Raw genomic sequence first — 24014 nt, 5'->3', positions numbered from 1 at the left:
GCCCGTGTCGCGGGGTTTTGCGGGCTCTCGGAAATTTGATCAAGCGGGACCACTGGAAGTTCGCAGCATGTGGCGGATCGACGGCAAAAATCCGCCTGTGCGGCGCCGTTGCGTACACCTGCTGGCAGGGTTTCATGAGGTGCAGCCATACACCTCGCCCTGCGGGCAGCTAAAGCTGTGCAGAACGACTTCCTGCCGTTCTGTCGCTGTGCTCTACACCAGCCTACAGCGCGCGCAGCAGAATCCGTTCGCTGGTGGTCAGGTCGATATCGCGGTCTTCGCCCAGGGCGGTCATCCGATGTCGTTCCAGTTGCGCCAGGACCTGGGGGATCACATCGGCATCCAGGCCATGTTCGGACAAACGCGTCGGCACCCCCATGGCCGTGAAGAACGCCTGGGTGGCGGCGATGGCGGCCTCTATGCGTGCGGCTTCGCTGCCCTCGCGCAAGTGCCACACCCGTTCGGCGTACTGCAGCAGCTTGCTCCACTTGGCCTCGCGACGTTCGGCCAGCAGCGCCGGGAGCACTACGGCGAGCGTCTGCGCATGATCGATGTGGTACAGCGCGGTCAGTTCGTGGCCAATCATATGGGTCGCCCAATCCTGCGGCACGCCACAGCCGAGCAGACCATTGAGGGCCTGGGTGGCGCACCACATCAGGTTGGCGCGGGCGTTGTAGTCCTGCGGGTTGGCCAGGGCCTTGGGGCCTTCCTCGATCAGAGTCTGCAACAGGCCCTCGGCATAGCGGTCCTGCAAGGGCGCATTGGCCGGGTAGGTGAGGTACTGCTCGATGGTGTGGACGAAGGCGTCGACCACGCCGTTGCCGATCTGCCGCGCGGGCAGGCTGAAGGTGGTGCAGGGGTCGAGTATGGCGAAGCGCGGATAGAGCAACGGGCTGGAGAACGGCAGCTTGGCTTGGCGCTCGACATGGGTGACCACGCCATGCGGGTTGCTCTCCGAGCCCGTGGCGGCCAGGGTCAACACGCAGCCCAGCGGCAGCGCGGCCTCGATCCGGCTGCCGCTGAGCAGTTCGAGCGGATCGCCAGCGTGGCACAGCGCCGCGGCGATGAACTTGCTGCCGTCGATCACCGAGCCGCCGCCGATCGCCAGGACAAAGTTGCAGTGGTCACGCCTGGCCTGCTCCACGGCGCGCAGCAGGGTGTCGAACTGCGGATTGGCCTCGATGTTGGCGAAACGGCTGACAAAGAAGCCGGCCAGTGCGGTTTCGACCTGAGCCCAGACGCCGTTCTGGAAAATGCTGCCGCCGCCATGGGTGACCAGCACGCGACTGCCGGCGGGGATTTCCTGGCCAAGCTTGGCAATCTGGCCTTCGCCGAAGTGAATCTGGGTCGGGTTGTGAAAGCTGAAGTTACGCATGGCAGGCTCCGGCAGCTGGTTTTGTTGTGAGCGGAGAATTAACCCGCAGCCGGTTATAGCTTTAAGCCCTGGGCATGCGTTTGCAGTGCCAGGGTGCATGTGGCGCTTGGGCCATGGCCGCGAGCTTCCTATAATGCGCGCCTGCCCGCGTCCTGGGTGTTGAGGTGATGAAATGCCGCTTGATGAACAACGCTTTGCCGGAATTGCCCGCCTGTATGGTCGCGAGGGGGCCGAGCGCCTGCTGGCCGCGCATGTCGCCGTAGTCGGTATTGGCGGTGTGGGTTCCTGGGCGGCCGAAGCCTTGGCCCGCTCGGGGGTGGGCGAGATCTCGCTGTTCGATCTGGACGATGTGTGCATTACCAACACCAACCGGCAGATCCACGCGCTGGAGGGGGCGGTCGGCCAGGCCAAGGTCGAGGTCATGGCGGCGCGTATCCGGGCGATCAATCCGGCCTGCGTGGTGCATGCGGTGGCCGATTTCGTCACCCGCGAGACCATGGCCGAGTACATCACCGAGCAGATGGACGCGGTGATCGACTGCATCGACAGCGTCAACGCCAAGGCGGCGCTGATCTCCTGGTGCAAGCGACGCAAGATCCAGGTCATCACCACTGGCGGCGCTGGCGGGCAGATCGACCCAACCCAGATTCAGGTCGGCGACCTGAACAAGACCTTCAATGATCCGCTGGCGTCCAAGGTGCGTTCGACCCTGCGTCGCGATTACAACTTCTCGCGCACCCCGGGGCGTAACTACAGCGTGCCCTGCGTGTTTTCCACCGAGCAGCTGCGCTATCCCAAGCCGGACGGCACGGTGTGTCAGTACAAGGGCTTCGTCGGCGAAGGGGTCAAGCTCGACTGCGCCGGCGGCTTCGGCGCGGCGATGATGGTCACCGCCAGCTTCGGCATGGTCGCCGCAGCGCGGATCGTCGACAAGCTGGTGGCCGGCACGCGGCGGCCGTCGGAGCGCGGCCAATAAGGCGTTGTGTGATGCTCGCGGATGGTCGCGACCGTGTATCGATTCGGTTTCGCTCAAGCGCTTGGCCGCGGGTTGTCGGGGCAATATGCTTCGATGGCTGCAATCAACAGGGGCGATTGATGACGATGAGCAATAGTCCGATCAAGGTCAGTTATGCCGAACTCGAACTGGCCTACGAAATGGTGAGCGCCGGGCAAGGCGATGTGGAGTGTTTTATCGATCCGCTAAACGGCGCGATTTATTGCGTCGACCCGTACGGCGACTGCTCGGATGAATTGCCGGAGGACTTCGATGCCGATGCCTGCCTGGCGATTCCGGGAAAATACGAGCTCGACTTAGGCAAGCAACTGGTCTTCGACTTCGTGCTCGCCAAGCAATTAGACCATGAGCACGTGGAGGATATGTTTCGCCGCAAAGGCGCGTATTCCCGTTACAAAGACTGGCTACTGGATATCGGCGAGCTGGACGATTGGCATGCCTATGAAGCGCAGCGTACGCACGCGGAATTGGCGCAGTGGTGCGCCGAGAACGGGCTTACGTTGGTCGACTGACGGCCAGCTCACGCATGCGCTGCAGCACCGCATTCAGGCCATTGCTGCGCGACGGCGAGAGCTGACGCGAGAGGCCTAGCTGGGCGAACCAGTCGGCCAGGTCGAGCGCCTGCAATTCGCTGCTGCTTAAGCCGTTGACCCGCGCCAGCAGCACGGCGAGCAAGCCGCGGATCAATCGGGCATCGCTGGCCGCACGGAACTGCCAGTGGCCGTCCTGCACCTCGGCGACCAGCCAGACCTGGCTTTCGCAGCCATGCACCCGCTGGGTTTCACTGCGCTGCGCGTCGAGCAGCGGGGCCAGGCGTTCGCCCCATTGCATCAGCAGGCGCGCGCGTTGTTCCCAGCTGCCGGCCTGCTGGAAGGCGCCCAGCGCCTCCTGCGCCGCACTGGGCAGGCTCATCGCAGCAGCTCCAGGGCCTGGTCGAGCGCGGCGAAGAAGCGCTGCAGATCCTCGCCATCGTTATACAGCCCCAGCGACACGCGAATGGCGCCGGCCAGGCCGAGGCTTTTCAACAACGGCATGGCGCAGTGGTGACCCGCGCGCACGGCGATGCCTTGCTCGGTGAGCAAGTGGGCGAGGTCGGCATTGTGCACGCCGTCGACCACGAAGCTGGCCAGTGCCACCTGCGGCGCACCGAGCAGCAGAATGCCTTCGCGTGCGGCCAGGCCGGCAAGCAGCTTGGCGTGCAGCGCGGCTTCGTGGCCGCTGACGGCGGCGGCCTCCAGGCCAGCCAGGTAATCCAGGCTGGCGCCGAGGGCGATCACCCCGGCGATCGACGGCGTCCCGGCTTCGAAGCCCAGGGGCGCGCTATGGAATTCGGCGGCCTGATAATCCGCCACTCGCACCATCTCTCCACCGAACTGCCAGTGCCGCAGCCGTTGCAAGGCGTCGGCCCGGCCGTAGAGCACGCCGACGCCGTCCGGCCCGTAGAGCTTGTGGCTGGAGAACACATAAAAATCGCAGCCCAGCGCCTGCACGTCGTGGCGGCCATGCACCACGCCCTGGGCGCCATCGACCACGCTGAGTGCCCCTTGGGCCTGGGCCAGCTGGATCAGCTCGCGCAGCGGTTGCCAGCAGCCCAGCACGTTGGACAGTTGGCTGACGGCCAGCAGGCGGGTGCGCGGGCCGATCAGCCGGGCGGCCTGTTCGAGGTCGATCAGGCCGCTGCGCTCCAGCGGCAGCACGATCAGCTTGAGCTGGCGCCGCCGAGCCAGCTGTTGCCAGGGCAATAGATTGGCGTGGTGTTCGAGGGCGCTGATGACGATTTCGTCACCGGGCTGAAACTCCGCCTCCAGCCCGTACGCCAACAGGTTGAAGGCCTCGGTGGCGCCGCGGGTGAAGACGATCTGGGTCAGGTCGGCGGCATTCAGCCAGTGCGCGATGTGGCTGCGTGCGCCTTCGAAGGCGCGGGTGGCGCGCTCGCCGGGCAGGTGCTGGGCACGATGCACGTTGGCCGCACCGCCGGCGTAGTAGCCGAGCAGCGCATCCAGCACGGCCTGCGGTTTTTGCGCGGTGGCGGCGCTGTCCAGGTAGGTCTGACCCTCGGCCTCAAGGGCCAGGATGCCAGGGAAGTCGGCGCGCCAGGGGGAGATAAGAGACATTGTTTTTCCAGAATTTATCTGGCGGCTAAAAGTTGAGTTTAACGCGTCGCGAGCGCAGGCCAGACAAGGCGCAATAAGGCGAGGACGCGGAGTTTACTGTAGTAAATGACGCGTCCGAGCCTTATTGCAACGCCGTATGGGCGAGCGCAGCCGTGTTAAAGCAACTTTTTAGTTGTGGGCGTGCAGCGCTTCATTCAGCTCAATGGCCGACTTGTGGGTCTTGCACTCCACCGCGCCGCTCTGCGAGTTGCGCCGGAACAGCAGGTCCGGTTGGCCGGCCAGGTCGCGAGCCTTGAGCACCTTGACCAGTTTGTTGTCGCCATCGAGCAGCGCCACCTTGGTGCCGGCGGTGATGTACAGGCCGGACTCCACGGTGTTGCGGTCGCCCAGGGGGATGCCGATGCCGGCGTTGGCGCCGATCAGGCAGCCTTCGCCGACGGAGATCACGATGTTGCCACCGCCGGACAGGGTGCCCATGGTCGAGCAGCCGCCACCCAGGTCCGAGCCCTTGCCGACGAACACGCCCGCGGAGACGCGGCCTTCGATCATGCCCGGGCCGGCGGTACCGGCGTTGAAGTTGACGAAACCTTCGTGCATCACGGTGGTGCCTTCACCGACGTAGGCGCCCAGACGGACCCGCGCCGTGTCGGCGATGCGTACGCCGGCCGGAACCACGTAGTCGGTCATTTTCGGGAACTTGTCCACCGAGAAGACTTCCAGCAACTCGCCTTTCAGGCGCGCTTCCAGTTGACGCTCGGCCAGTTCGGCCAGGTCAACGGCACCCTGGCTGGTCCAGGCGACGTTGGGCAGCAACGGGAATATCCCGGTGAGGTTGAGGCCATGCGGCTTGACCAGGCGATGGGAGAGCAGGTGCAGCTTGAGGTAGGCCTCGGGGGTGCTGGTCGGCGCCGCGTCTTCGGCGAGGAAGGTGGCGACCAGTGGCTTGTGGCTTTCCGCCAGACGGGTCAGCAGCTTGGCTTGGTTGGCGTCGATGGCTTTGATGGCTTCAGCCAGTTCGCCGGCCTGCTGGGTGGTCAGGCTGATGGCCTGGTTGCCGCCGCTGTAGCCGAGCTTTTCGGCGGCTTTGTCGGTCAATTCGCTAGCCGGGTTGAGCAGCGGCTGAGCGTAGAACACTTCCAGCCAGGTGTTTTGACGGTTTTGCGTGCCAACGCCGAAGGCCAGGCTGAACAGGGTGGTGGTCATGGTGTTTTCCTTACAACAAATTCGAATGAGGTTGCCGTCGCTCAGACCACGTCAGTGGCATAGCGCTCGGCCTTGAAGCCAATCAGGGTCTTGTCACCGAGGTCGAGCACGGGGCGCTTGATCATCGATGGCTGGGCGAGCATCAGTTCGATGGCCTTGTTCTGGTCCAGGTCGGCTTTCTGTGCGTCGTCCAGCTTGCGGAAGGTGGTGCCAGCACGGTTGAGAACGGTTTCCCAGCCATGTTCGTTGCACCACTTCTGCAGGTTGCCGCGGTCGATGCCGACGGCTTTGTAATCATGAAACGCATAGCTTACCCCGTGCTGGTCGAGCCAGGTGCGGGCTTTCTTCATGGTGTCGCAGGCTTTGATGCCGTAGAGGGTTCTGCTCATGCTTACAAACTCTTCAAATTCTTCACGGTATCGCTGTTCGTGACGAAGGCGCGGATCCGTTCGGCGGCTTCGACGCATTCGGCCAGGGGGGCGACCAAGGCCATGCGCACGCGGTTGGCGCCCGGATTGACACCCTCGACGTTGCGCGACAGGTAGGAGCCCGGGACCACGGTGACGTGCTCGCGCGCATACAGCTCGCGGGTGAAGCTCTCGTCGTCTGTCGGGGTTTGCGCCCACAGGTAGAAACCGCCATCCGGCCGCTGCACCTCCAGTACGCCGTCGAGAATCGCCAGCACCGCGTCGAACTTCTCGCGGTACAGCGCACGGTTGGCCCGTACATGCACTTCATCGTTCCAGGCGGCGACGCTGGCCAGTTGGGTTTGCACCGGCATGGCGCAGCCGTGGTAGGTACGGTACAGCAGGAAAGATTTCAATATGTCGGCGTCACCGGCGACGAAGCCCGAACGCAGGCCCGGCAGGTTGGAGCGCTTGGACAGGCTGTGAAACACCACACAGCGCTTGAAGTCATCCCGTCCCAGCTCGGCGCAGGCGGTCAGCAGGCCGGCGGGCGGGTTGGCCTCGTCGAAGTACAGCTCGCTGTAGCACTCGTCGGCGGCGATGACGAAATCGAATTCATCGGCCAGCTGGATCAGCTTCTTCAGGGTCTGCACGGGGATCAGCGCACCGGTCGGATTGCCCGGCGAGCAGAGGAAGAGAACCTGGCAGCGTTGCCAGACGTCCGCACTGACGGCGTCGAAGTCCGGATTGAAACCGTACTCTTCCAGGCACGGCAGGTAATGCGGTTGGGCGCCGGCGAGCAGCGCTGCGCCTTCGTAGATCTGATAGAACGGATTGGGGCTGACCACCAGGCCAGGTTCCTGATCGGCAGCACTGCGCTGAACCACCGTCTGGGTAAAGGCGAACAACGCCTCGCGGGTGCCGTTGACCGGCAGCACGTGGCGTGCCGGATCGAGCCAGCCTGCTGGCAGATTGAAACGCCGGCTGCACCAGTTGGCAATCGCGACGCGCAGCGCGGCAATGCCCAGGGTGGTCGGGTACACCGCCAGCTGGTCGAGGTTGGCGGCGAGCGCTTCGGCGACGAAGGCGGGCGAGCGATGCTTGGGCTCGCCAATCGACAAGGCGATGGCTTTCTTGTCGCTGGGCGGCTGCGCCTCGGCCAACAGGGCGCGGAGTTTCTCGAAGGGGTAGGGCTGCAAATCGTTTAAAGCTTGGTTCATGGCTGTAGGGCGTCAATAAGCGCAGCGCAGGGCGCTGCCGGTCGTGGATGGAACGGTGCAATGCGGCCTCAGGCCTTACTGCACCCTACGGGTTAAAAGCTGATCTGGTTCGGCTCGGGCTGCTGTCCTTGGGCATCCGACAGGCGCGCGACGATGGTCTCTTGCAGGCGGATACACAACTGCGGATCGGACAGTGGCTGGTTGTGGGCATCGGTGACGAAGAACACGTCTTCCACGCGCTCGCCGAGGGTGGCGATCTTGGCATTCTGGATCGACAGGTCGAACTCGAGGAAGATCCGCCCGACCCGCGCCAGCAGGCCCGGTCGATCCGGTGCGCTCAGTTCGAGTATGGTCACCGGGCGGTGGGCGTCGTTGTGGATGGTCACCTGCGGCGCAAAGGCGAAGTGCTTGAGCTGGCGCGGCACGCGGCGTTGAATGATGTTCGGGTATTCGTCCGGGTTTTTCAGGGCATCGATCAACCCCTGGCGGATCTTGTTGATGCGTGCCGGGTTGTCGCCAATCGAGCTGCCGTCGGCTTCCAGGACGATATAGGTGTCGAGGGTGAACTGGCTGGTCGAGGTGAGAATGCGCGCGTCGTGAATGTTCAGGTTGAGCTGCGCCATGGCGGCTACGGTCACGGCGAAGAAGTCGTGCTGATCCTCGGCGTAGATGAATATCTGCGTGCCGCCTTCGAATTCGCGCTGAGTGGTTTCCTTGATCAGTACCAGCGGGTTGCCGTCGTTCGGGTGCTGGATGATGGCCAGGGTGTGCCAGGCGACATCGTCGGCTGTGTGGCGCAGGAAGTAGTCATCGCCCAGTTGCGCCCAGAGTTGCTCCGCGTGATCCGGGTCGGTGCCACCACGCACCAGAATCTCCAGGGCGGCGCTTTGGTTCAGGCGAATCTGCTCCTCGCGATCCAGCGGATTCTCCAGGCCGCGGCTCAATGCCCGCTTGGTCTCGGTATAGAGCTGGCGCATCAGACTGGCGCGCCAGGAGTTCCACAGGCTCGGGTTGGTGGCGTTGATATCGGCCACGGTGAGTACATAGAGGTAATCCAGGCGGGTTTGATCGCCGACCTGGCGAGCGAAGTCGAAGATCACCTGCGGGTCGGACAAGTCCTTGCGCTGCGCGGTAGTCGACATCACCAGGTGGCTCTGCACCAGCCAGACGATCAGTTTGGTGTCCCAGCTGGGCAGCTGGTGGCGTACGCAGAAGGCTTCGGCATCCGCCGCGCCCAGCTCGGAGTGGTCGCCGCCGCGACCCTTGCCGATGTCGTGATAGATGCCGGCGAGGTAGATCAGCTCGGGCTTGGGCAGCTTCTCGACTAGCTCGCTGGCCAGCGGGAACTTCTCCGCCACGCCCGGTTTGCCCAGTTTGCGCAGGTGCTTGATGACATTCAGGGTGTGCGCATCGACGGTGTAGATGTGAAACAGGTCGTGCTGCATCTGCCCGACTATATGGCCGAATTCCGGCAGGTAACGGCCGAGAATGCCGTAGCGATTCATCCGGCGCAGGTTGCGGTGGATACCTTCCTTGCACTTGAACAGCTCGATGAACAGGCTGGTGTTGCGGATGTCCGTGCGAAATTCGTCGTCGATCAGGTGGCGATGGTCACGCAGCAGGCGGATGGTGTCGGCGCACACCCCTTCGATTTCCGGGTGCTGGGCCATGACCACGAAAATTTCCAGAATGGCGAACGGCGTGCGTTTGAAGACTTTCGGGTGAATCGCTTCGATATAGCCGTTACGCACCTGGAAGCGGCTGTTCAGCGGCTGCGCCGGGCTGACTTCGCCGGCGCGGAGAATTTCTTCCTCGAAGTGCTGATTGATCAGATCGCTCAGCTCGGCGATGGCCATCACCACACGGTAGTACTTCTGCATGAAGTGCTCGATGGTGCGCTTGCGGTCTACTCCCTCGAAGCCGAGCAACGCGGCGACCTGGCCCTGATGATCGAACAGCAGGCGATCCTCGGCGCGGCCGGCCAGCATGTGCAGGGCGTAGCGCACCTTCCAGAGGAAGTCCTGGCTCGATGCGAGCAGCTCATACTCGCTTTCCAGCAAATAACCCTGGCCGACCATGGCATGCAGATTCAGGGTGCCGAAGTGGCGGCGGGCGACCCAGAGGATGGTTTGGATGTCGCGCAGGCCGCCGGGTGAGCCTTTGACGTTGGGCTCGAGGTTGTATTCGGTGTCGTTGTACTTGGCGTGGCGCGCGCGCTGCTCTTTGCGCTTGGCCAGAAAGAACTCCTTGCTCGGCCACATCTGTTCACTGCTGGTGACGCCCAACATGCGCTGACGCAGGCGTTCGGGACCGGCGATGGTGCGGCTTTCCATCAGGTTGGTGATCACCGTCAGGTCGACGCGGGCTTCCTCGGCGCACTCATCGACCGAGCGTACGCTCTGGCCGACTTCCAGGCCGATGTCCCAGAGCAGGGTGAGGAAGCGCTCGATCGGCTCGCGGAAGGTTTCATGGTCGGCGCTGTCGAGCAGGATCAGCAGGTCGATGTCCGAGTAGGGGTGCAGTTCGCCGCGACCATAGCCGCCGACCGCCAGCAGGGCGATAGCGGCGTCCTCGCTCCAGGCCAGGCGGTCCCAGGCTTCACGCAGGATCTGGTCGGCGAACCAGGCGCGATCCTCGACCAGGCGGCGGACCTCGCGACCGGCCTTGAAACGTGCGTCGAGCACGTCATGGGCGCGGCTAATGGCTTTCTTGAAGGCGCCGATGGGGCTGGACTTCAAGGCCAGTTCGGCCTGGAACTGGCCGCGGTCGAACAGTTCGGGATCTACCTGCGACATGCAGCAGCCTTCTTTAATAGAGCGAGTACAGGGCAATGGCGACGCTGGGCCGGTCAGGCCGAGGTGCGCGGGATGCTGTCGTCACTGCGCAGGGTGAAAATTTCGTAACCGTCGGCAGTCACCAGGATGGTGTGCTCCCACTGCGCCGAGAGCTTGCGGTCCTTGGTGATCGCGGTCCAGCCATCACCGAGCAGGCGGGTTTCCGCACGGCCCTGGTTGATCATCGGTTCGATGGTGAAGGTCATGCCTTCTTTCAGTTCCATGCCAGTGCCGGCGCGGCCGTAGTGCAGCACCTGCGGCTCTTCGTGGAACACCGCACCGATGCCGTGGCCACAGTATTCGCGCACCACGGAGAAACCGTTCTTCTCGGCGTGCTTCTGGATCACTTCGCCGATGTCGCCCAAACGCGTACCCGGGCGCACGATCTGAATACCTTTGTACATGCACTCTTGAGTGACTTTTGCCAGGCGCTCGGCCCACTCGGCTACCTTGCCGACCATGAACATCTTGCTGGTGTCGCCGTGGTAACCATCCTTGATCACGGTGATGTCGATATTCAGCACGTCACCGTCTTTCAGTGGCTTCTCGTTGGGGATGCCATGGCAGACCACGTGGTTGATCGAGGTGCAGATCGACTTGGGGAAGCCTTTGTAGTTGAGCGGCGCAGGGATGGCCTTCTGCTCATTGACTATATAGTCGTGACAAATGCGATCCAGCTCTTCGGTGGTGACGCCGGGCTTGACGTGTTCGCCGATCATTTCCAGCACATCGGCAGCCAGGCGACCGGCTACACGCATTTTTTCGATTTCCTCAGGCGTCTTGATTGTGACGGTCATGCGGGCTCTCTCGGCGCTCAGCGGCGCAAGGTGAAATTGACAAAGTTCTGATTCTACCAGAGAAGGCGGCTGGCAGCGGCACGCCAAAGGCGTTCAGCCCAGGCCCGGGCGACAGCGCGCTGTGGATTGCCTGTAGCCTGAGGTGGGACTTTATGGTATAAAACGCGCCGCTTTACGGGCTGTCTGCCCTGAAGCTTAAATCCGCACACGTGTCGACACAGTTTCCTGGGTGCCCGCAAGGGTTGGAGATTGGGACGCGTGGAGGCCTAACCCGACTTATTAAGGAACTATCATGTCCCAAGTCAATATGCGCGATATGCTGAAGGCCGGTGTGCACTTCGGTCACCAGACCCGTTACTGGAACCCGAAAATGGGTAAGTACATTTTCGGCGCGCGTAACAAGATTCACATCATCAACCTTGAAAAAACCCTGCCGATGTTCAACGAAGCGCTGTCTTTCGTTGAGAAGCTGGCTGCCGGTAAGAACAAGATTCTGTTCGTTGGCACCAAGCGTTCCGCTGGCAAGATCGTTCGCGAAGAAGCGGCTCGTTGTGGCTCGCCGTTCGTCGATCATCGCTGGTTGGGCGGCATGCTGACCAACTACAAAACCATCCGCGCCTCGATCAAGCGTCTGCGTGATCTGGAAGTTCAGTCCCAGGACGGCACTTTCACCAAGCTGACCAAGAAAGAAGCCCTGATGCGCACCCGCGATCTGGAAAAGCTGGATCGTAGCCTGGGTGGTATCAAGGACATGGGCGGTCTGCCAGACGCCATGTTCGTAATCGACGTTGACCACGAGCGCATTGCTATCACCGAAGCCAACAAGCTGGGTATTCCGGTTATTGGTGTGGTTGATACCAACAGCAGCCCAGAAGGCATCGATTACATCATTCCAGGTAACGACGACGCCATCCGCGCTATCCAGCTGTACATGGGTGCCATGGCTGACGCCATCGTGCGTGGTCGCAGCAACACTGGCGGCGGCACCGACGAATTCGTCGAGCAAGCCCCGGCTGCAGAAGCTGCTGAAGGCTGAGTGAAACGCTCTTAGCGTTTGCTTAGTTCGCAAAAAGGGGGCTTTGCCCCCTTTTTGCCACCTTGAAAACCATTGCCGTGCTGCAGCTTCAAGCGGCCCTGTTAATTGCCGGCAATGCGTTAAGAATTGAGCGCCCGTTTTGCGGGTGGAATGGTTAACAACCTACTCCAAGAGGAATTTGAAATGGCAGAGATTACTGCAGCGTTGGTCAAAGAACTGCGCGAGCGTACCGGCGAAGGCATGATGGATTGCAAAAAGGCCTTGACCAAGGCCGGCGGCGACATCGAGCAAGCCATTGATGACATGCGTGCTTCCGGTGCGATCAAGGCCGCTAAAAAAGCAGGCAACGTTGCTGCTGAAGGCGCCATCGGTGTGAAAGTTGCCGAAGATGGCAAGTCGGCCGTGATCCTGGAAGTCAACTCGCAAACTGACTTCCTGGCTCTGCAAGACGACTTCAAGAACTTCGTCAATGCCAGCATTGAAAAAGCCTTCGCCGACAAACTGACCGACGCAGCTCCGCTGATCGCCGCTCAGGAGCCTGCTCGTGAAGCGCTGGTGGCCAAAGTTGGCGAGAACGTCAATATCCGCCGCCTGGCTCGTCTCGAAGGCGACGTGGTCAATGCTTATCTGCACGGTAACAAGATCGGTGTGGTCGTGGTCCTGAAGGGCGGTGACGCTGATCTGGCCAAAGATATCGCCATGCACGTGGCTGCCAGCAACCCGGAGTTCCTGTTGCCTTCGGAGGTTTCCGCAGAAGCCATCGAGCGCGAGAAAGCCGTGTTCATGAGCCTCAACGAAGACAAGATCAAAGGCAAACCGGCAGAAATCGTCGAGAAGATGGTTGGCGGCCGCATCCAGAAGTTCCTCGCCGAAGCCAGTCTGGTTGAGCAGGCCTTCGTCAAGGATCCGGAAATCAAGGTCGGTGCACTGGCCAAGAAAGCTGGCGCAGAAATCGTTTCCTTCACCCGCTTCCAGGTAGGCGAAGGCATCGAGAAGCCAGTCGACAACTTCGCTGAAGAAGTCGCTGCGCAACTGGCTGCCAGCAAGCAGTAAGACGGATTCAATTCTGTCGCCCCGAAGAGGCTGCCCGCGTATGCGTGCGGCCTCTTTGTCGAACTAGGGTGGCAGTTTGTTGGCGGTGAGTGTCGGGTGGCACCCACAGTCAAGAGCGTTGTCGAAACACTCGATAATTGCGGGCGATCAGCCCGCGCAGAATTCAACCGCTGCAGGAGAGACTGGTAATGGCTCAGCAGGTGAGTGGTCGTCAACCGCGTTACAAGCGCATTCTACTCAAGCTTAGCGGCGAGGCCTTGATGGGCTCGGAAGACTTTGGTATCGACCCCAAAGTGCTCGACCGCATGGCGCTGGAAGTTGGCCAGTTGGTTGGCATCGGTGTTCAGGTAGGCTTGGTGATCGGTGGCGGCAACTTGTTCCGTGGTGCGGCATTGAGTGCGGCGGGCATGGATCGGGTTACTGGCGATCACATGGGTATGCTGGCGACGGTGATGAATGCCCTGGCGATGCGCGATGCGCTGGAGCGTTCGAATATCCCGGCGATCGTCATGTCGGCCATCTCCATGGTGGGTGTGACCGACCACTACGACCGACGCAAGGCCTTGCGTCATCTGAAAACCGGTGAGGTGGTGATTTTCGCCGCTGGCACTGGTAATCCCTTCTTTACTACCGACTCCGCGGCATGTCTGCGGGCCATCGAAATCGATGCCGATGTGGTGTTGAAGGCGACCAAGGTTGATGGTGTATACACTGCCGATCCGTTCAAGGATCCGCATGCGGAGAAGTTCGACCGTCTGACCTACGATGAAGTGCTTGATCGCAAGCTGGGCGTGATGGACCTGACGGCCATCTGCCTGTGCCGCGACCACAAGATGCCGCTGCGTGTGTTCAATATGAATAAACCTGGCGCCCTGCTGAATGTTGTAGTGGGTGGCGCCGAAGGTACTCTGATCGAGGAAGGTGAAGAATGATCAACGAGATCAAGAAAGACGCCCAGGCGCGTATGCAGAAAAGCCTGGAATCGCTGGCCCATGCGTTCAGTCGTATCCGTACCGGTCAGGCGCACCCGAGCATTCTGGGTGGGGTGATGGTGCCTTACTACGGTGCCGATACGCCCTTGAATCAGGTTGCCAGCGTGACCGTCAAGGACTCCCGCACCCTGCAGGTTGTGGCGTTCGAGCGCAACATGCTGGCTGCCGTTGATAAGGCCATCCAGAGTGCTGGTCTGGGCTTCAATCCGACCAACCTGGGCGAGCTGCTGCTGATCTCCATGCCGGCGCTGACCGAGGAGACCCGTAAGGGCTTCACCAAGCAGGCGCGCGATGCGGCGGAAGATGCCCGCGTGGCGGTGCGCAATATCCGTCGTGATGCGTTGAGCCAGCTGAAAGATCTGGTCAAAGAGAAGGAAATCAGCGAAGACGAAGAGCGTCGCGCCGCAGATGAGGTGCAAAAGCTGACCGACAAGTTCGTCGCGGAGATCGAAGTGGCGGTGAAGCAGAAAGAAGCGGATCTGATGGCCGTCTGACGGCCGCCAGTCTTTCTGCCATGGAAAAATCAGTGAAGAAGGCCAAGCCGGCCGTTCCGCGGCATGTGGCGGTCATCATGGACGGCAACAACCGCTGGGCGAGAAAGCGTCTGTTGCCAGGCGTCGCCGGGCATAAAGCGGGCGTCGATGCGGTGCGCGCGGTGATTGAGGTGTGTGCCGAGGCTGGGGTCGAGGTGCTGACCCTGTTCGCCTTCTCCAGCGAAAACTGGCAGCGACCGGCGGAAGAGGTCGGCGCGCTGATGGAGCTATTCCTTGGCGCGCTACGTCGCGAAGCCAAACGGCTGAATGACAACGACATCAGCTTGCGTATCATCGGAGATCGCTCGCGTTTTCATCCGGAATTGCAGGCGGCCATGCGTGACGCCGAGGCGCAGACCGCTGGGGACAGGCGTTTTGTGCTGCAGATCGCGGCCAACTACGGCGGCCAGTGGGATATCGCTCAGGCCGCGCAGCGCCTGGCACGCGAGGTTCAGGGTGGGCATTTGCGGCCTGAAGATATAACGCCTGAGTTGCTGCAAGGCTGCTTGGCGACGGGTGATCTGCCGTTACCGGATTTGTGCATTCGCACCGGTGGCGAGCATCGCATCAGTAATTTCCTGTTGTGGCAGCTGGCCTACAGCGAGCTGTATTTCTCCGACCTGCTCTGGCCGGATTTCAAGCACGACGCCATGCGCAAGGCGCTGGCGGACTTCGCCAAGCGCCAGCGGCGCTTTGGCAAAACCAGTGAACAGGTCGAAGCCGAGGCGCGTGCTTAATGCTTAAACAACGAGTGATTACCGCGCTGGTGCTGCTGCCTGTCGCGTTGGGCGGGTTTTTCCTGCTCGATGGCCAGGCATTTGCCTTATTCATCGGCGCGGTGGTCAGTTTGGGTGGCTGGGAGTGGGCGCGTCTGGCGGGTTTCACTGCACAACTGCAGCGTGTGGCTTATGCTTGCGTGGTCGCTGCCTTGCTGTTCGGGCTCTATCAACTGCCTGCTTTAGCCGCTTGGGTGCTGTTGCTCGGTGTTGTCTGGTGGGTGTTGGCTACCTTGTTGGTGCTGGGCTATCCCGCCAGCAGCCGGTATTGGGGGGGCGCCCCGGGCAAGCTGTTGATCGGGCTGCTGATATTGCTGCCCGCCTGGCAGGGCTTGGTGCTGTTCAAGCAATGGCCGCTGGCCAATGGCCTGATCCTGGCGGTGATGGTCCTGGTCTGGGCGGCGGATATCGGTGCCTATTTTTCCGGCAAGGCCTTCGGTAAGCGCAAGCTGGCGCCGCGGGTCAGTCCGGGCAAGAGCTGGGAAGGCTTGATCGGTGGTCTGCTCACCAGCGTGCTGGTCGCCGCTGCGGTCGGTGTCTACCGGGGTTGGTCTGGTGGTGAGTTGACGCTGGGCGTGCTGGGTGCGGCTGTGGTCGTGCTGATCTCGGTGGTCGGTGATCTGACCGAGAGCATGTTCAAACGCCAGAGCGGAATCAAGGACAGCAGCAACTTGCTGCCGGGGCACGGCGGTGTGCTGGATCGTATCGACAGCCTGACGGCGGCCATTCCGGTGTTCGCGGCCTTGCTGTGGCTGGCGGGCTGGGGCGCGTTGTGAGTCAGTTACAGCAGATCACGGTGCTGGGGGCGACCGGCTCGATCGGCCTGAGCACCCTGGATGTCATCGCACGTCACCCTCAGCGCTATAGTGTTTTCGCCTTGTCTGGCTTCAGTCGTCTGGCTGAGCTGGAGGCGCTGTGCATGGTTTACCGTCCGCGTTTTGCGGTGGCGCAGGATGCCCAGGCGGCGCGCCAGCTGCAGGGTGGGCTGCATGCGGCGGGCCTGACAACCCAGGTGCTGTTCGGTGAGCAGGGGCTTTGTGAGGTGGCCGCGCATCCCGAGGTGGATGCGGTGATGGCGGCTATCGTCGGCGCTGCAGGGCTCAAGCCGACCCTGGCTGCCGTCGAGGCAGGCAAAAAGGTCCTGCTGGCGAATAAAGAGGCGCTGGTGATGTCCGGCGCACTGTTTATCCAGGCGGTACGCAAACATGGTGCTGTGCTGCTGCCAATCGATAGCGAGCACAACGCCATCTTCCAGTGTTTGCCCGGTGACTATGCGCGTGGTCTGCAATCCGTCGGGGTGCGGCGGATCTTGTTGACCGCCTCCGGTGGCCCGTTTCGCGAAACCCCGCTGGAGCAGTTGGCCGAGGTCACGCCCGAGCAGGCCTGCGCCCATCCCAATTGGTCGATGGGGCGCAAGATCTCGGTGGATTCGGCGAGCATGATGAACAAGGGGCTCGAGTTGATTGAGGCCTGTTGGTTGTTCGACGCCCGGCCGGCTCAGGTCGAGGTGGTGATTCATCCGCAAAGCGTGATCCATTCGCTGGTCGATTATGTCGATGGTTCGGTGTTGGCGCAGTTGGGCAATCCGGATATGCGTACGCCGATCAGTCATGCCTTGGCCTGGCCGCAGCGGATCGATTCGGGCGTTGCACCGTTGGATTTGTTCGCCATTGCGCGCTTGGACTTTCAGGCGCCGGACGAGCAGCGTTTTCCTTGTCTGCGTCTGGCGCGTCAGGCGGCGGAGGCGAGTGGGACCGCGCCGGCCATGCTCAATGCGGCCAATGAAGTGGCGGTGGCGGCCTTTCTTGAGCGGCGCATCCGCTTTCCCGAGATCGCGAGTATCATCGATGCAGTGCTGAACACCGAGGCTGCCGTCGCGGTCGAATGCCTGGATACGGTACTGGCGGCTGACCATCGGGCGCGCGCCCTTGCCGAGCAGTGGCTGAGTCGTCGCGAATAGCCGACGAGGAGAAGATTGATGAGTGCGCTGTATATGATTGTCGGCACCCTGGTTGCGCTGGGGGTACTGGTCACGTTCCATGAGTTCGGTCACTTCTGGGTGGCGCGGCGTTGTGGCGTGAAAGTGCTGCGTTTTTCGGTCGGTTTCGGCACCCCACTGTTGCGCTGGCATGATCGGCAGGGCACTGAGTTTGTGATCGCCGCGATCCCGCTGGGTGGCTACGTCAAAATGCTCGACGAGCGCGAAGGCGATGTGCCGGTTGAGCAGTTGGATCAAGCCTTCAGTCGCAAAACCGTGGGTCAGCGTATTGCCATCGTGATCGCTGGGCCGGCGGCCAACTTCCTGCTGGCATTGGCGTTTTTCTGGCTGGTAGCGATGCTCGGCAGCCAGCAGATTCGCCCGGTCATCGGCGCGGTTGAGAGCGCCAGTCTGGCCGCCGAAGCGGGGCTGCAGGCGGGGCAGGAGATCGTTGCGGTCAATGGTGAGCCAACCACGGGGTGGGCTGCGGTTAATTTGCAGCTGGTGCGTCGTTTGGGGGAGAGCGGCACCTTGCTGGTCAATGTGCGCGACCAGGGCTCTACGCTGGACTCCCCGCGACAAATCGTGCTGAACGATTGGTTGAAGGGTGTCGACGAGCCAGACCCTATCGCCTCGCTGGGTATCCGCCCTTGGCGTCCAGCTTTGGTGCCGATCTTGGCGCAGCTAGATCCGCAAGGTCCCGCTCATGCGGCGGGTTTGCAGGTCGGCGACCGCTTAGTGGCGTTGAACGGACAGGCGCTCGACGACTGGCAACAGGTGGTCGATCGGGTGCGCGCGTTGCCGGGTAAGCCGGTCAGCCTGACGGTCGAACGTGCCAAACAGATGCTGGATGTACCGGTGAAACTGGCTGCGCGTGGCGAGGGCGAGGCGCGCAGTGGGTACCTGGGGGCTGGCGTACAGGGCGGCGAGTGGCCGGCTGAGATGCTTCGCGAGGTCAGTTTCGGGCCTTTGGAGGCGGTTGCTGAAGGGTTCCGGCGCACCTGGACCATGAGTGTGTTGACCCTTGATTCGTTGAAGAAAATGCTCTTCGGTGAGCTCTCGGTAAAAAACTTGAGCGGGCCGATAACCATTGCTAAAGTGGCGGGCGCTTCAGCTGAGTCGGGTTTCGGGGATTTTTTGAATTTCCTCGCCTACTTGAGCATAAGTTTGGGGGTTCTCAATTTATTGCCGATCCCTGTGTTAGATGGGGGGCATCTGCTTTTTTACCTGATCGAGTGGGCGCGTGGGCGGCCACTGTCGGAGCGGGTGCAAGGTTGGGGGATGCAGATTGGCATCAGCTTGGTGATCGGGGTGATGTTGCTGGCCTTGGTCAACGATTTGAGTCGACTGTAATCGTTACAGAATTACGCTCTCAGCATTTACAAAAAGTGTCGCCTTAAGCGGCAGATTTTTTATCGTCAGCTGGAATAAGAAAGGACTTCATGAAACGTCTGCTGCTACCTGCGGTGCTTGCCGCATTGATGATCGCCGAAGTTCACGCCGAGTCCTTCACCATCTCCGATATTCGCGTCAATGGCCTCCAGCGGGTGTCTGCGGGCAGCGTGTTCGGCGCCTTGCCGCTGAACGTCGGTGAACAAGCCGACGACCGCGCCTTGGTCGAGGCCACCCGCGAACTGTTCAAGTCCGGATTCTTTCAAGACATTCAGCTCGGTCGTGATGGCGATGTACTCGTCATTACCGTAGTCGAGCGCCCGTCGATTTCCAGCATCGAGATCGATGGCAACAAGGCCATTACCAGCGAAGACCTGCTCAAGGGCCTCAATCAATCTGGTCTGGCAGAAGGTGAAATCTTCCAGCGTGCGACCCTCGAAGGGGTGCGTAACGAGCTGCAGCGTCAGTATGTGGCCCAGGGCCGCTACTCCGCGGAGATCGAAACCGAAGTGATTCCCCAGCCGCGCAACCGCGTGGCGCTGAAGATCAATATCAACGAAGGCTCGGTCGCGGCCATCCAACACATCAACGTGGTGGGCAATAGCGTTTTCGCCGACGAAGACCTGATCGACCTGTTCGAGTTGAAGACCAGTAACTGGCTGTCCTTCTTCAAGAACGATGACAAGTACGCCCGTGAGAAACTCTCCGGTGACTTGGAACGCCTGCGCTCCTATTACCTGGATCGCGGCTACATCAACATGGACATCTCCTCCACCCAGGTCTCCATTACCCCGGACAAGAAGCACGTCTACATCACCGTCAACGTAGACGAGGGGCAGAAATACACCGTTCGCGAAGTACGCCTCAGTGGTGACCTGAAGGTGCCTGAGGAAGATGTCAGGGCATTATTGCTGGCCAAGGAAGGGCAGGTGTTCTCGCGCAAGGTGATGACCACCACGTCCGAGCTGATCACCCGCCGCCTGGGTAACGAGGGCTACACCTTTGCCAACGTCAATGGTGTGCCGGAGGCCCATGATGAGGACAACACGGTATCGATCACCTTCTTCGTCGATCCCGGTAAGCGTGCCTACGTCAACCGCATCAACTTCCGTGGTAACACCAAGTCGGAAGACGAAGTGCTGCGTCGTGAGATGCGCCAGATGGAGGGTGGTTGGGCCTCGACCTACTTGATCGATCAATCGAAAACCCGTCTCGAGCGTCTGGGCTTCTTCAAGGAAGTCAACGTCGAAACCCCGCAGGTACCGGGCACCGACGATCAGATTGACGTCAACTACAGCGTTGAAGAACAGGCTTCCGGTTCGATTACCGCCAGTGTCGGTTTCGCGCAGAATGCCGGTTTGATTTTGGGTGGATCGATCACCCAGAACAACTTTCTCGGCACCGGCAACAAGGTCAGCGTTGGCCTGACCCGCAGCCAATTCCAGAGCCGCTACAACTTCGGCTTCGTCGACCCCTACTGGACGCCGGACGGCGTCAGCCTGGGCTATAACGCCTTCTACCGCACCACCGACTACGATGAGCTGGATACTCAGGTTTCCAGTTTTGCGGTGGACAGTCTGGGGGCGGGGCTGAGCATCGGTTACCCGATCAGCGAGACCGCGCGCCTGACCTATGGTCTGACAGTCCAGCAGGACACCATCAACACCGGTGCGTTCACTGTCGATGAGATCTTCAACTTTCTTGAGCGCGAAGGTGATAGCTACCTGAACCTCAAGGCCTCGGTTGGCTGGTCCGAGTCGACGCTGAACCGCGGCGTAATGGCCAACCGTGGATATTCCCAGAGCCTGGTGCTTGAGTCTACGGTGCCGGGCAGCGATCTGTCGTTCTTCAAGGTCGACTACCGTGGCCAGGTGTTCAAACCGATCACCGATAACTACACCCTGCGTTTCCATACGGAGCTGGGCTATGGCGACAGCTATGGTTCCACCGAGGAACTACCGTTCTACGAGAACTACTATGCCGGTGGCTTCAACTCGGTGCGTGGCTTCGAGGACAGCAGCCTGGGTCCGCGTAGCACCCCAAGCCGCGGTGAGGCGGTGACCGGCAACAAAGGTACGTTGGCGGATCCGGATCAAGACCCACTGCCGTTCGGTGGTAATGTGCTGGTTCAGGGTGGCGTGGAATTACTCTTCCCGCTGCCGTTCGTCAAGGATCAGCGTTCGCTGCGTACCGCACTGTTCTGGGATGTCGGTAATGTCTTCGATACCACATGCGGTCGCTCCCAGACCGATTGCGGCAGCATCAACCCCGGTGATCTGGCCAGTTCGGTCGGTGTCGGCCTGACCTGGATCACCGCCCTAGGTCCGCTGAGCTTCAGCCTGGCAATGCCGGTGGTGAAGCCTGCCGATGCCGATACCCAAGTATTCCAATTCTCTCTCGGTCAGACGTTCTAAACGCCTGTTTACCGAACAACGACAACAGTTTCTGCAGGAGTGCATCGTGCGTAAGTTGACCCAACTGGTTCTATTAACTGCTGCCCTGCTGGCCACCCCAGCGTTCGCCGAAATGAAGGTGGCGGTGCTCAATTATCAAATGGCCCTGCTCGAGTCCGATGCGGCCAAGCGTTATGCCGTGGATGCCGAGAAGAAGTTTGGCCCGCAGCTGAGTAAGCTGAAGACCCTGGAAAGCGATGCCAAGCGCATTCAGGATCGTATGGTCAAGGATGGCGAGAAGATGCAGACCGCCGAGCGCGAGCGGTTGGAGCTGGAATTCAAGCAGAAAGCCCGCGACTTCCAGTTTCAGTCCAAGGAATTGAACGAAGCCAAAGCCATCGCCGATCGCGAAATGCTGAAGAAGCTCAAGCCGAACCTGGATAAAGCCGTTGAAGAAGTGATCAAGAAAGGCAACTTCGACCTGGTTCTCGAGCGCGGTGCAGTGATCGATGTCAAACCTCAATTCGACATCACTCGCCAAGTTATCGAGCGCATGAATCAGCTGCGCTGATCATGACGGCAGTCGTTTTTAAGCTCGGCCAGCTGGCTGAGCGTCTGGGGGCGGAGCTGCGTGGCGATGCCAATAAAGCGATCGGCGGTGTGGCTACCTTGCAGGATGCCGGCCCCGATCAGCTGAGCTTCCTGGCCAACCCGCAATACCGCAAATACCTGGACGATTGTCGTGCTGGCGCGGTCTTGTTGACTGCGGCCGACGCCGACAACTACGGCGGCGACGCGCTGGTCGTGGCCAATCCTTACCTGGCTTACGCAACACTGTCTCATCTGTTCGATCGCAAGCCGCAAGTCTTGGCTGGTGTGCATGCGACTGCGCTGATTGCCGTCGATGCGCAGGTCGATAGCAGCGCCAGTATCGGCGCTTATGCTGTGGTCGAGAGCGGGGCGCAGATCGCCGCCGGCGTCACGGTCGGCGCGCATTGCGTGATCGGCGCGCGCTCGGTGATCGGTGAAGGTGGTTGGCTCGCACCGCGAGTGACCCTGTATCACGATGTGCGTATCGGTCGGCGGGTAGTGATTCAGTCGGGTGCGGTGATTGGTGGCGAAGGTTTCGGTTTTGCCAGTGAGAAGGGTGTCTGGCTGAAGATCGCGCAAATCGGCGGGGTGCGTATCGGGGACGATGTCGAAATTGGCGCCAATACCACCATTGACCGCGGTGCGTTGTCCGACACGCTGATAGGCAACGGGGTCAAGCTGGATAACCAGATCATGATCGCGCACAACGTGCAGATCGGTGACAACACCGCGATGGCGGGGTGCGTGGGTATCTCTGGCAGCACCAAGATTGGCAAGAATTGCATGATCGCCGGCGGTGTCGGCATGGTCGGGCATATCGAGGTGTGCGATGGCGTATTCGTCACCGGTATGACCATGGTCACCCGTTCGATTACCGAGCCTGGGGCTTACTCCTCTGGAACCGCGATGCAGCCGGCGAGTGAGTGGAAGAAGAGCGCAGCACGGATTCGTCAGTTGGATGATATGGCACGGCGTCTCAAACAGCTGGAAAAACAGCTGGCTGCCGTGACCTCAAGCGGCAACCTCTCATCTGATGCCTGAGCCGGTAACTGCCGTGCTCTTATTTTTTTACTACAGGCTTCTCCGGAAATGATGGACATCAACGAAATTCGCGAATACTTGCCGCACCGTTACCCGTTCCTGCTGGTGGATCGGGTGGTGGACCTGGATGTTGAGGGCAAGTGTGTGCGTGCCTATAAGAATGTCAGCATCAATGAGCCATTCTTCAATGGTCATTTTCCTGGGCATCCGATTATGCCGGGTGTGCTGATTATCGAAGCCATGGCCCAGGCCGCTGGAATCCTCGGTTTCAAGATGATGGGGGTGAAGCCGTCTGACGGTACCCTGTATTACTTCGTGGGCTCGGACAAACTACGCTTTCGTCAGCCAGTGATACCGGGCGATCAATTGATCCTCGAGGCCACTTACCTGAGCAACAAGCGCAGCATATGGAAGTTTGCCTGCAAGGCCAGCGTGGATGGCAAGGAAGTCTGTTCGGCTGAAATTATCTGTGCGGAACGCAAACTATGAGTTTGATTGACCCTCGCGCCATTATCGATCCCAGCGCCAAGCTGGCCGACGACGTGGTCGTCGGCCCTTGGTCGATTATTGGGGCCGAAGTGGAAATTGGCGAGGGTACAGTGCTTGGCCCTAATGTCATCATCAAAGGGCCAACCAGAATTGGTAAGCACAACCGGGTCTACCAATTCTCCTCGCTGGGTGAGGACACACCCGATCGCAAGTACAAGGGCGAACCAACGCGCCTGGTGATCGGTGATCACAACATCATCCGTGAAGGTGTCACCATGCATCGCGGCACGATCCAGGATCGTGACGAGACCACTGTGGGTGACCACAACCTGATCATGGCCTATGCCCATATAGGCCATGACAGTGTGGTCGGTAACCATTGCATCCTGGTCAACAATACGGCGCTGGCAGGTCATGTGCACATTGGAGACTGGGCAATTTTATCCGGCTACACCCTGGTGCATCAGTTCTGCCATATCGGCGCCCACAGTTTTGCCGGCATGGGTACTGCAATTGGTAAGGATGTGCCGGCTTATGTGACGGTCTCGGGGAACCCGGCGGAAGCGCGGAGCATGAACTTCGAGGGCCTGCGCCGCCGTGGTTTCAGTGCCGAAGCCATCCAGGCCCTGCGGCGTGCCTACAAGACGGTGTACCGTCAGGGGCTGACCATCGAACAGGCGCTGCTGGAGTTGGCCGAGCCTTCCGCGCAGTTCCCCGAAGTCGCGGTGTTCCGCGACTCGATCGAGTCTTCCAAACGCGGCATCACCCGCTAATT

At 60.9% G+C, this 24014-nt stretch carries 23 protein-coding genes; 15 read left to right on the top strand and 8 right to left on the bottom strand.

What is annotated here, in order from left to right; translation table 11 throughout:
• Positions 1 to 223 precede the first annotated feature (223 nt).
• Complete coding sequence (locus FBY03_RS01965) at positions 224 to 1375, bottom strand: iron-containing alcohol dehydrogenase (RefSeq protein WP_147170509.1); 1152 nt, start codon at positions 1373 to 1375, stop codon at positions 224 to 226.
• A gap of 172 nt (positions 1376 to 1547) precedes the next feature.
• Between FBY03_RS01965 and tcdA the strand changes: the two genes are divergently transcribed.
• Positions 1548 to 2351 carry a tRNA cyclic N6-threonylcarbamoyladenosine(37) synthase TcdA gene (gene tcdA, locus FBY03_RS01960; RefSeq protein ID WP_147170508.1) on the top strand — a complete coding sequence of 268 codons (804 nt, stop codon included), beginning with the start codon at positions 1548 to 1550 and terminating at the stop codon, positions 2349 to 2351.
• A gap of 119 nt (positions 2352 to 2470) precedes the next feature.
• The gene (locus FBY03_RS01955; protein WP_147170507.1) at positions 2471 to 2902 is read left to right on the top strand and encodes a hypothetical protein; all 432 of its coding nucleotides are present in this window, start codon (positions 2471 to 2473) and stop codon (positions 2900 to 2902) included.
• On the opposite strand, the gene FBY03_RS01950 is transcribed toward FBY03_RS01955, so the two are convergent.
• From FBY03_RS01950 to map, 7 genes are all read right to left on the bottom strand, one after another.
• Positions 2886 to 3302, bottom strand: coding sequence for a SufE family protein (locus FBY03_RS01950; protein WP_147170506.1), 417 nt, complete (start codon positions 3300 to 3302; stop codon positions 2886 to 2888). The two genes, FBY03_RS01955 and FBY03_RS01950, sit on opposite strands and share 17 nt — an antisense overlap.
• The gene (locus FBY03_RS01945) at positions 3299 to 4504 is read right to left on the bottom strand and encodes an aminotransferase class V-fold PLP-dependent enzyme (protein ID WP_147170505.1); all 1206 of its coding nucleotides are present in this window, start codon (positions 4502 to 4504) and stop codon (positions 3299 to 3301) included. The genes FBY03_RS01950 and FBY03_RS01945 overlap by 4 nt, the downstream gene beginning before the upstream one ends.
• 168 nt (positions 4505 to 4672) lie before the next feature.
• Positions 4673 to 5707: a 2,3,4,5-tetrahydropyridine-2,6-dicarboxylate N-succinyltransferase gene (gene dapD / locus FBY03_RS01940; protein WP_147170504.1), complete on the bottom strand. Its 1035-nt coding sequence runs from the start codon at positions 5705 to 5707 to the stop codon at positions 4673 to 4675.
• A gap of 41 nt (positions 5708 to 5748) precedes the next feature.
• Positions 5749 to 6096 carry an ArsC family reductase gene (locus tag FBY03_RS01935; RefSeq protein ID WP_147170503.1) on the bottom strand — a complete coding sequence of 116 codons (348 nt, stop codon included), beginning with the start codon at positions 6094 to 6096 and terminating at the stop codon, positions 5749 to 5751.
• Between the two features lie 2 nt (positions 6097 to 6098).
• Entirely contained in the window at positions 6099 to 7334 is a 1236-nt protein-coding gene (dapC, locus tag FBY03_RS01930; RefSeq protein WP_147170502.1) for a succinyldiaminopimelate transaminase, read from the bottom strand.
• Positions 7335 to 7426: 92 nt separating this feature from the next.
• On the bottom strand, positions 7427 to 10129 hold the full coding sequence (locus tag FBY03_RS01925; protein WP_147170501.1) for a [protein-PII] uridylyltransferase: 2703 nt from the start codon (positions 10127 to 10129) through the stop codon (positions 7427 to 7429).
• Positions 10130 to 10182: 53 nt separating this feature from the next.
• The gene (gene map, locus FBY03_RS01920) at positions 10183 to 10965 is read right to left on the bottom strand and encodes a type I methionyl aminopeptidase (protein WP_147170500.1); all 783 of its coding nucleotides are present in this window, start codon (positions 10963 to 10965) and stop codon (positions 10183 to 10185) included.
• Positions 10966 to 11257: 292 nt separating this feature from the next.
• On the opposite strand from map, the gene rpsB reads away from it, so the two are divergent.
• The 13 genes from rpsB to lpxA all read left to right on the top strand — a co-directional run bounded on the left by rpsB (position 11258) and on the right by lpxA (position 24012).
• Positions 11258 to 12001 carry a 30S ribosomal protein S2 gene (gene rpsB / locus FBY03_RS01915; RefSeq protein WP_029866280.1) on the top strand — a complete coding sequence of 248 codons (744 nt, stop codon included), beginning with the start codon at positions 11258 to 11260 and terminating at the stop codon, positions 11999 to 12001.
• 183 nt (positions 12002 to 12184) lie between these two features.
• Positions 12185 to 13054 (top strand): translation elongation factor Ts, encoded by an 870-nt coding sequence (gene tsf, locus FBY03_RS01910; protein WP_147170499.1) that lies wholly within the window; start codon positions 12185 to 12187, stop codon positions 13052 to 13054.
• Between the two features lie 188 nt (positions 13055 to 13242).
• Positions 13243 to 13986, top strand: a complete 744-nt coding sequence (pyrH, locus tag FBY03_RS01905) for a UMP kinase (protein ID WP_025165203.1) — start codon at positions 13243 to 13245, stop codon at positions 13984 to 13986.
• Positions 13983 to 14540 (top strand): ribosome recycling factor, encoded by a 558-nt coding sequence (gene frr, locus FBY03_RS01900; protein ID WP_147170498.1) that lies wholly within the window; start codon positions 13983 to 13985, stop codon positions 14538 to 14540. The genes pyrH and frr overlap by 4 nt, the downstream gene beginning before the upstream one ends.
• Positions 14541 to 14572: 32 nt before the next feature.
• Positions 14573 to 15316: a polyprenyl diphosphate synthase gene (uppS, locus tag FBY03_RS01895; protein WP_371920735.1), complete on the top strand. Its 744-nt coding sequence runs from the start codon at positions 14573 to 14575 to the stop codon at positions 15314 to 15316.
• A complete protein-coding gene (locus FBY03_RS01890) occupies positions 15316 to 16131 on the top strand; it encodes a phosphatidate cytidylyltransferase (protein WP_147170496.1) in 816 nt (271 codons plus the stop codon). Before uppS ends, FBY03_RS01890 begins: the two co-directional genes overlap by 1 nt.
• Positions 16128 to 17315 carry a 1-deoxy-D-xylulose-5-phosphate reductoisomerase gene (gene ispC, locus FBY03_RS01885; RefSeq protein ID WP_147170495.1) on the top strand — a complete coding sequence of 396 codons (1188 nt, stop codon included), beginning with the start codon at positions 16128 to 16130 and terminating at the stop codon, positions 17313 to 17315. The genes FBY03_RS01890 and ispC overlap by 4 nt, the downstream gene beginning before the upstream one ends.
• Positions 17316 to 17333: 18 nt before the next feature.
• Positions 17334 to 18686 carry an RIP metalloprotease RseP gene (rseP, locus tag FBY03_RS01880; protein ID WP_147170494.1) on the top strand — a complete coding sequence of 451 codons (1353 nt, stop codon included), beginning with the start codon at positions 17334 to 17336 and terminating at the stop codon, positions 18684 to 18686.
• 89 nt (positions 18687 to 18775) lie between these two features.
• Positions 18776 to 21139: an outer membrane protein assembly factor BamA gene (gene bamA, locus FBY03_RS01875; protein WP_147170493.1), complete on the top strand. Its 2364-nt coding sequence runs from the start codon at positions 18776 to 18778 to the stop codon at positions 21137 to 21139.
• 46 nt (positions 21140 to 21185) lie between these two features.
• The gene (locus tag FBY03_RS01870) at positions 21186 to 21689 is read left to right on the top strand and encodes an OmpH family outer membrane protein (protein ID WP_147170492.1); all 504 of its coding nucleotides are present in this window, start codon (positions 21186 to 21188) and stop codon (positions 21687 to 21689) included.
• Positions 21690 to 21691: 2 nt separating this feature from the next.
• On the top strand, positions 21692 to 22750 hold the full coding sequence (gene lpxD, locus FBY03_RS01865) for a UDP-3-O-(3-hydroxymyristoyl)glucosamine N-acyltransferase (protein ID WP_371920734.1): 1059 nt from the start codon (positions 21692 to 21694) through the stop codon (positions 22748 to 22750).
• A gap of 48 nt (positions 22751 to 22798) precedes the next feature.
• A complete protein-coding gene (fabZ, locus tag FBY03_RS01860) occupies positions 22799 to 23239 on the top strand; it encodes a 3-hydroxyacyl-ACP dehydratase FabZ (RefSeq protein WP_147170490.1) in 441 nt (146 codons plus the stop codon).
• Complete coding sequence (gene lpxA / locus FBY03_RS01855; RefSeq protein ID WP_147170489.1) at positions 23236 to 24012, top strand: acyl-ACP--UDP-N-acetylglucosamine O-acyltransferase; 777 nt, start codon at positions 23236 to 23238, stop codon at positions 24010 to 24012. The genes fabZ and lpxA overlap by 4 nt, the downstream gene beginning before the upstream one ends.
• Positions 24013 to 24014: the final 2 nt, after the last annotated feature.

This window comes from Pseudomonas sp. SJZ079 (assembly GCF_007993865.1).
Taxonomy (GTDB): Bacteria; Pseudomonadota; Gammaproteobacteria; order Pseudomonadales; family Pseudomonadaceae; genus Aquipseudomonas.
Note: the sequence above shows the minus strand (reverse complement) of the source record. Positions and strands in the feature narration are given on the sequence as shown.

Bases quoted from the DNA above. Each gene is read 5' to 3' on its own strand.
- FBY03_RS01965 (WP_147170509.1), bottom strand. From the start codon at position 1,375: ATGCGTAACTTCAGCTTTCACAACCCGACCCAGATTCACTTCGGCGAA.
- tcdA (WP_147170508.1), top strand. From the start codon at position 1,548: ATGCCGCTTGATGAACAACGCTTTGCCGGAATTGCCCGCCTGTATGGT.
- FBY03_RS01955 (WP_147170507.1), top strand. From the start codon at position 2,471: ATGACGATGAGCAATAGTCCGATCAAGGTCAGTTATGCCGAACTCGAA.
- FBY03_RS01950 (WP_147170506.1), bottom strand. From the start codon at position 3,302: ATGAGCCTGCCCAGTGCGGCGCAGGAGGCGCTGGGCGCCTTCCAGCAG.
- FBY03_RS01945 (WP_147170505.1), bottom strand. From the start codon at position 4,504: ATGTCTCTTATCTCCCCCTGGCGCGCCGACTTCCCTGGCATCCTGGCC.
- dapD (WP_147170504.1), bottom strand. From the start codon at position 5,707: ATGACCACCACCCTGTTCAGCCTGGCCTTCGGCGTTGGCACGCAAAAC.
- FBY03_RS01935 (WP_147170503.1), bottom strand. From the start codon at position 6,096: ATGAGCAGAACCCTCTACGGCATCAAAGCCTGCGACACCATGAAGAAA.
- dapC (WP_147170502.1), bottom strand. From the start codon at position 7,334: ATGAACCAAGCTTTAAACGATTTGCAGCCCTACCCCTTCGAGAAACTC.
- FBY03_RS01925 (WP_147170501.1), bottom strand. From the start codon at position 10,129: ATGTCGCAGGTAGATCCCGAACTGTTCGACCGCGGCCAGTTCCAGGCC.
- map (WP_147170500.1), bottom strand. From the start codon at position 10,965: ATGACCGTCACAATCAAGACGCCTGAGGAAATCGAAAAAATGCGTGTA.
- rpsB (WP_029866280.1), top strand. From the start codon at position 11,258: ATGTCCCAAGTCAATATGCGCGATATGCTGAAGGCCGGTGTGCACTTC.
- tsf (WP_147170499.1), top strand. From the start codon at position 12,185: ATGGCAGAGATTACTGCAGCGTTGGTCAAAGAACTGCGCGAGCGTACC.
- pyrH (WP_025165203.1), top strand. From the start codon at position 13,243: ATGGCTCAGCAGGTGAGTGGTCGTCAACCGCGTTACAAGCGCATTCTA.
- frr (WP_147170498.1), top strand. From the start codon at position 13,983: ATGATCAACGAGATCAAGAAAGACGCCCAGGCGCGTATGCAGAAAAGC.
- FBY03_RS01890 (WP_147170496.1), top strand. From the start codon at position 15,316: ATGCTTAAACAACGAGTGATTACCGCGCTGGTGCTGCTGCCTGTCGCG.
- rseP (WP_147170494.1), top strand. From the start codon at position 17,334: ATGAGTGCGCTGTATATGATTGTCGGCACCCTGGTTGCGCTGGGGGTA.
- bamA (WP_147170493.1), top strand. From the start codon at position 18,776: ATGAAACGTCTGCTGCTACCTGCGGTGCTTGCCGCATTGATGATCGCC.
- lpxD (WP_371920734.1), top strand. From the start codon at position 21,692: ATGACGGCAGTCGTTTTTAAGCTCGGCCAGCTGGCTGAGCGTCTGGGG.
- fabZ (WP_147170490.1), top strand. From the start codon at position 22,799: ATGATGGACATCAACGAAATTCGCGAATACTTGCCGCACCGTTACCCG.
- lpxA (WP_147170489.1), top strand. From the start codon at position 23,236: ATGAGTTTGATTGACCCTCGCGCCATTATCGATCCCAGCGCCAAGCTG.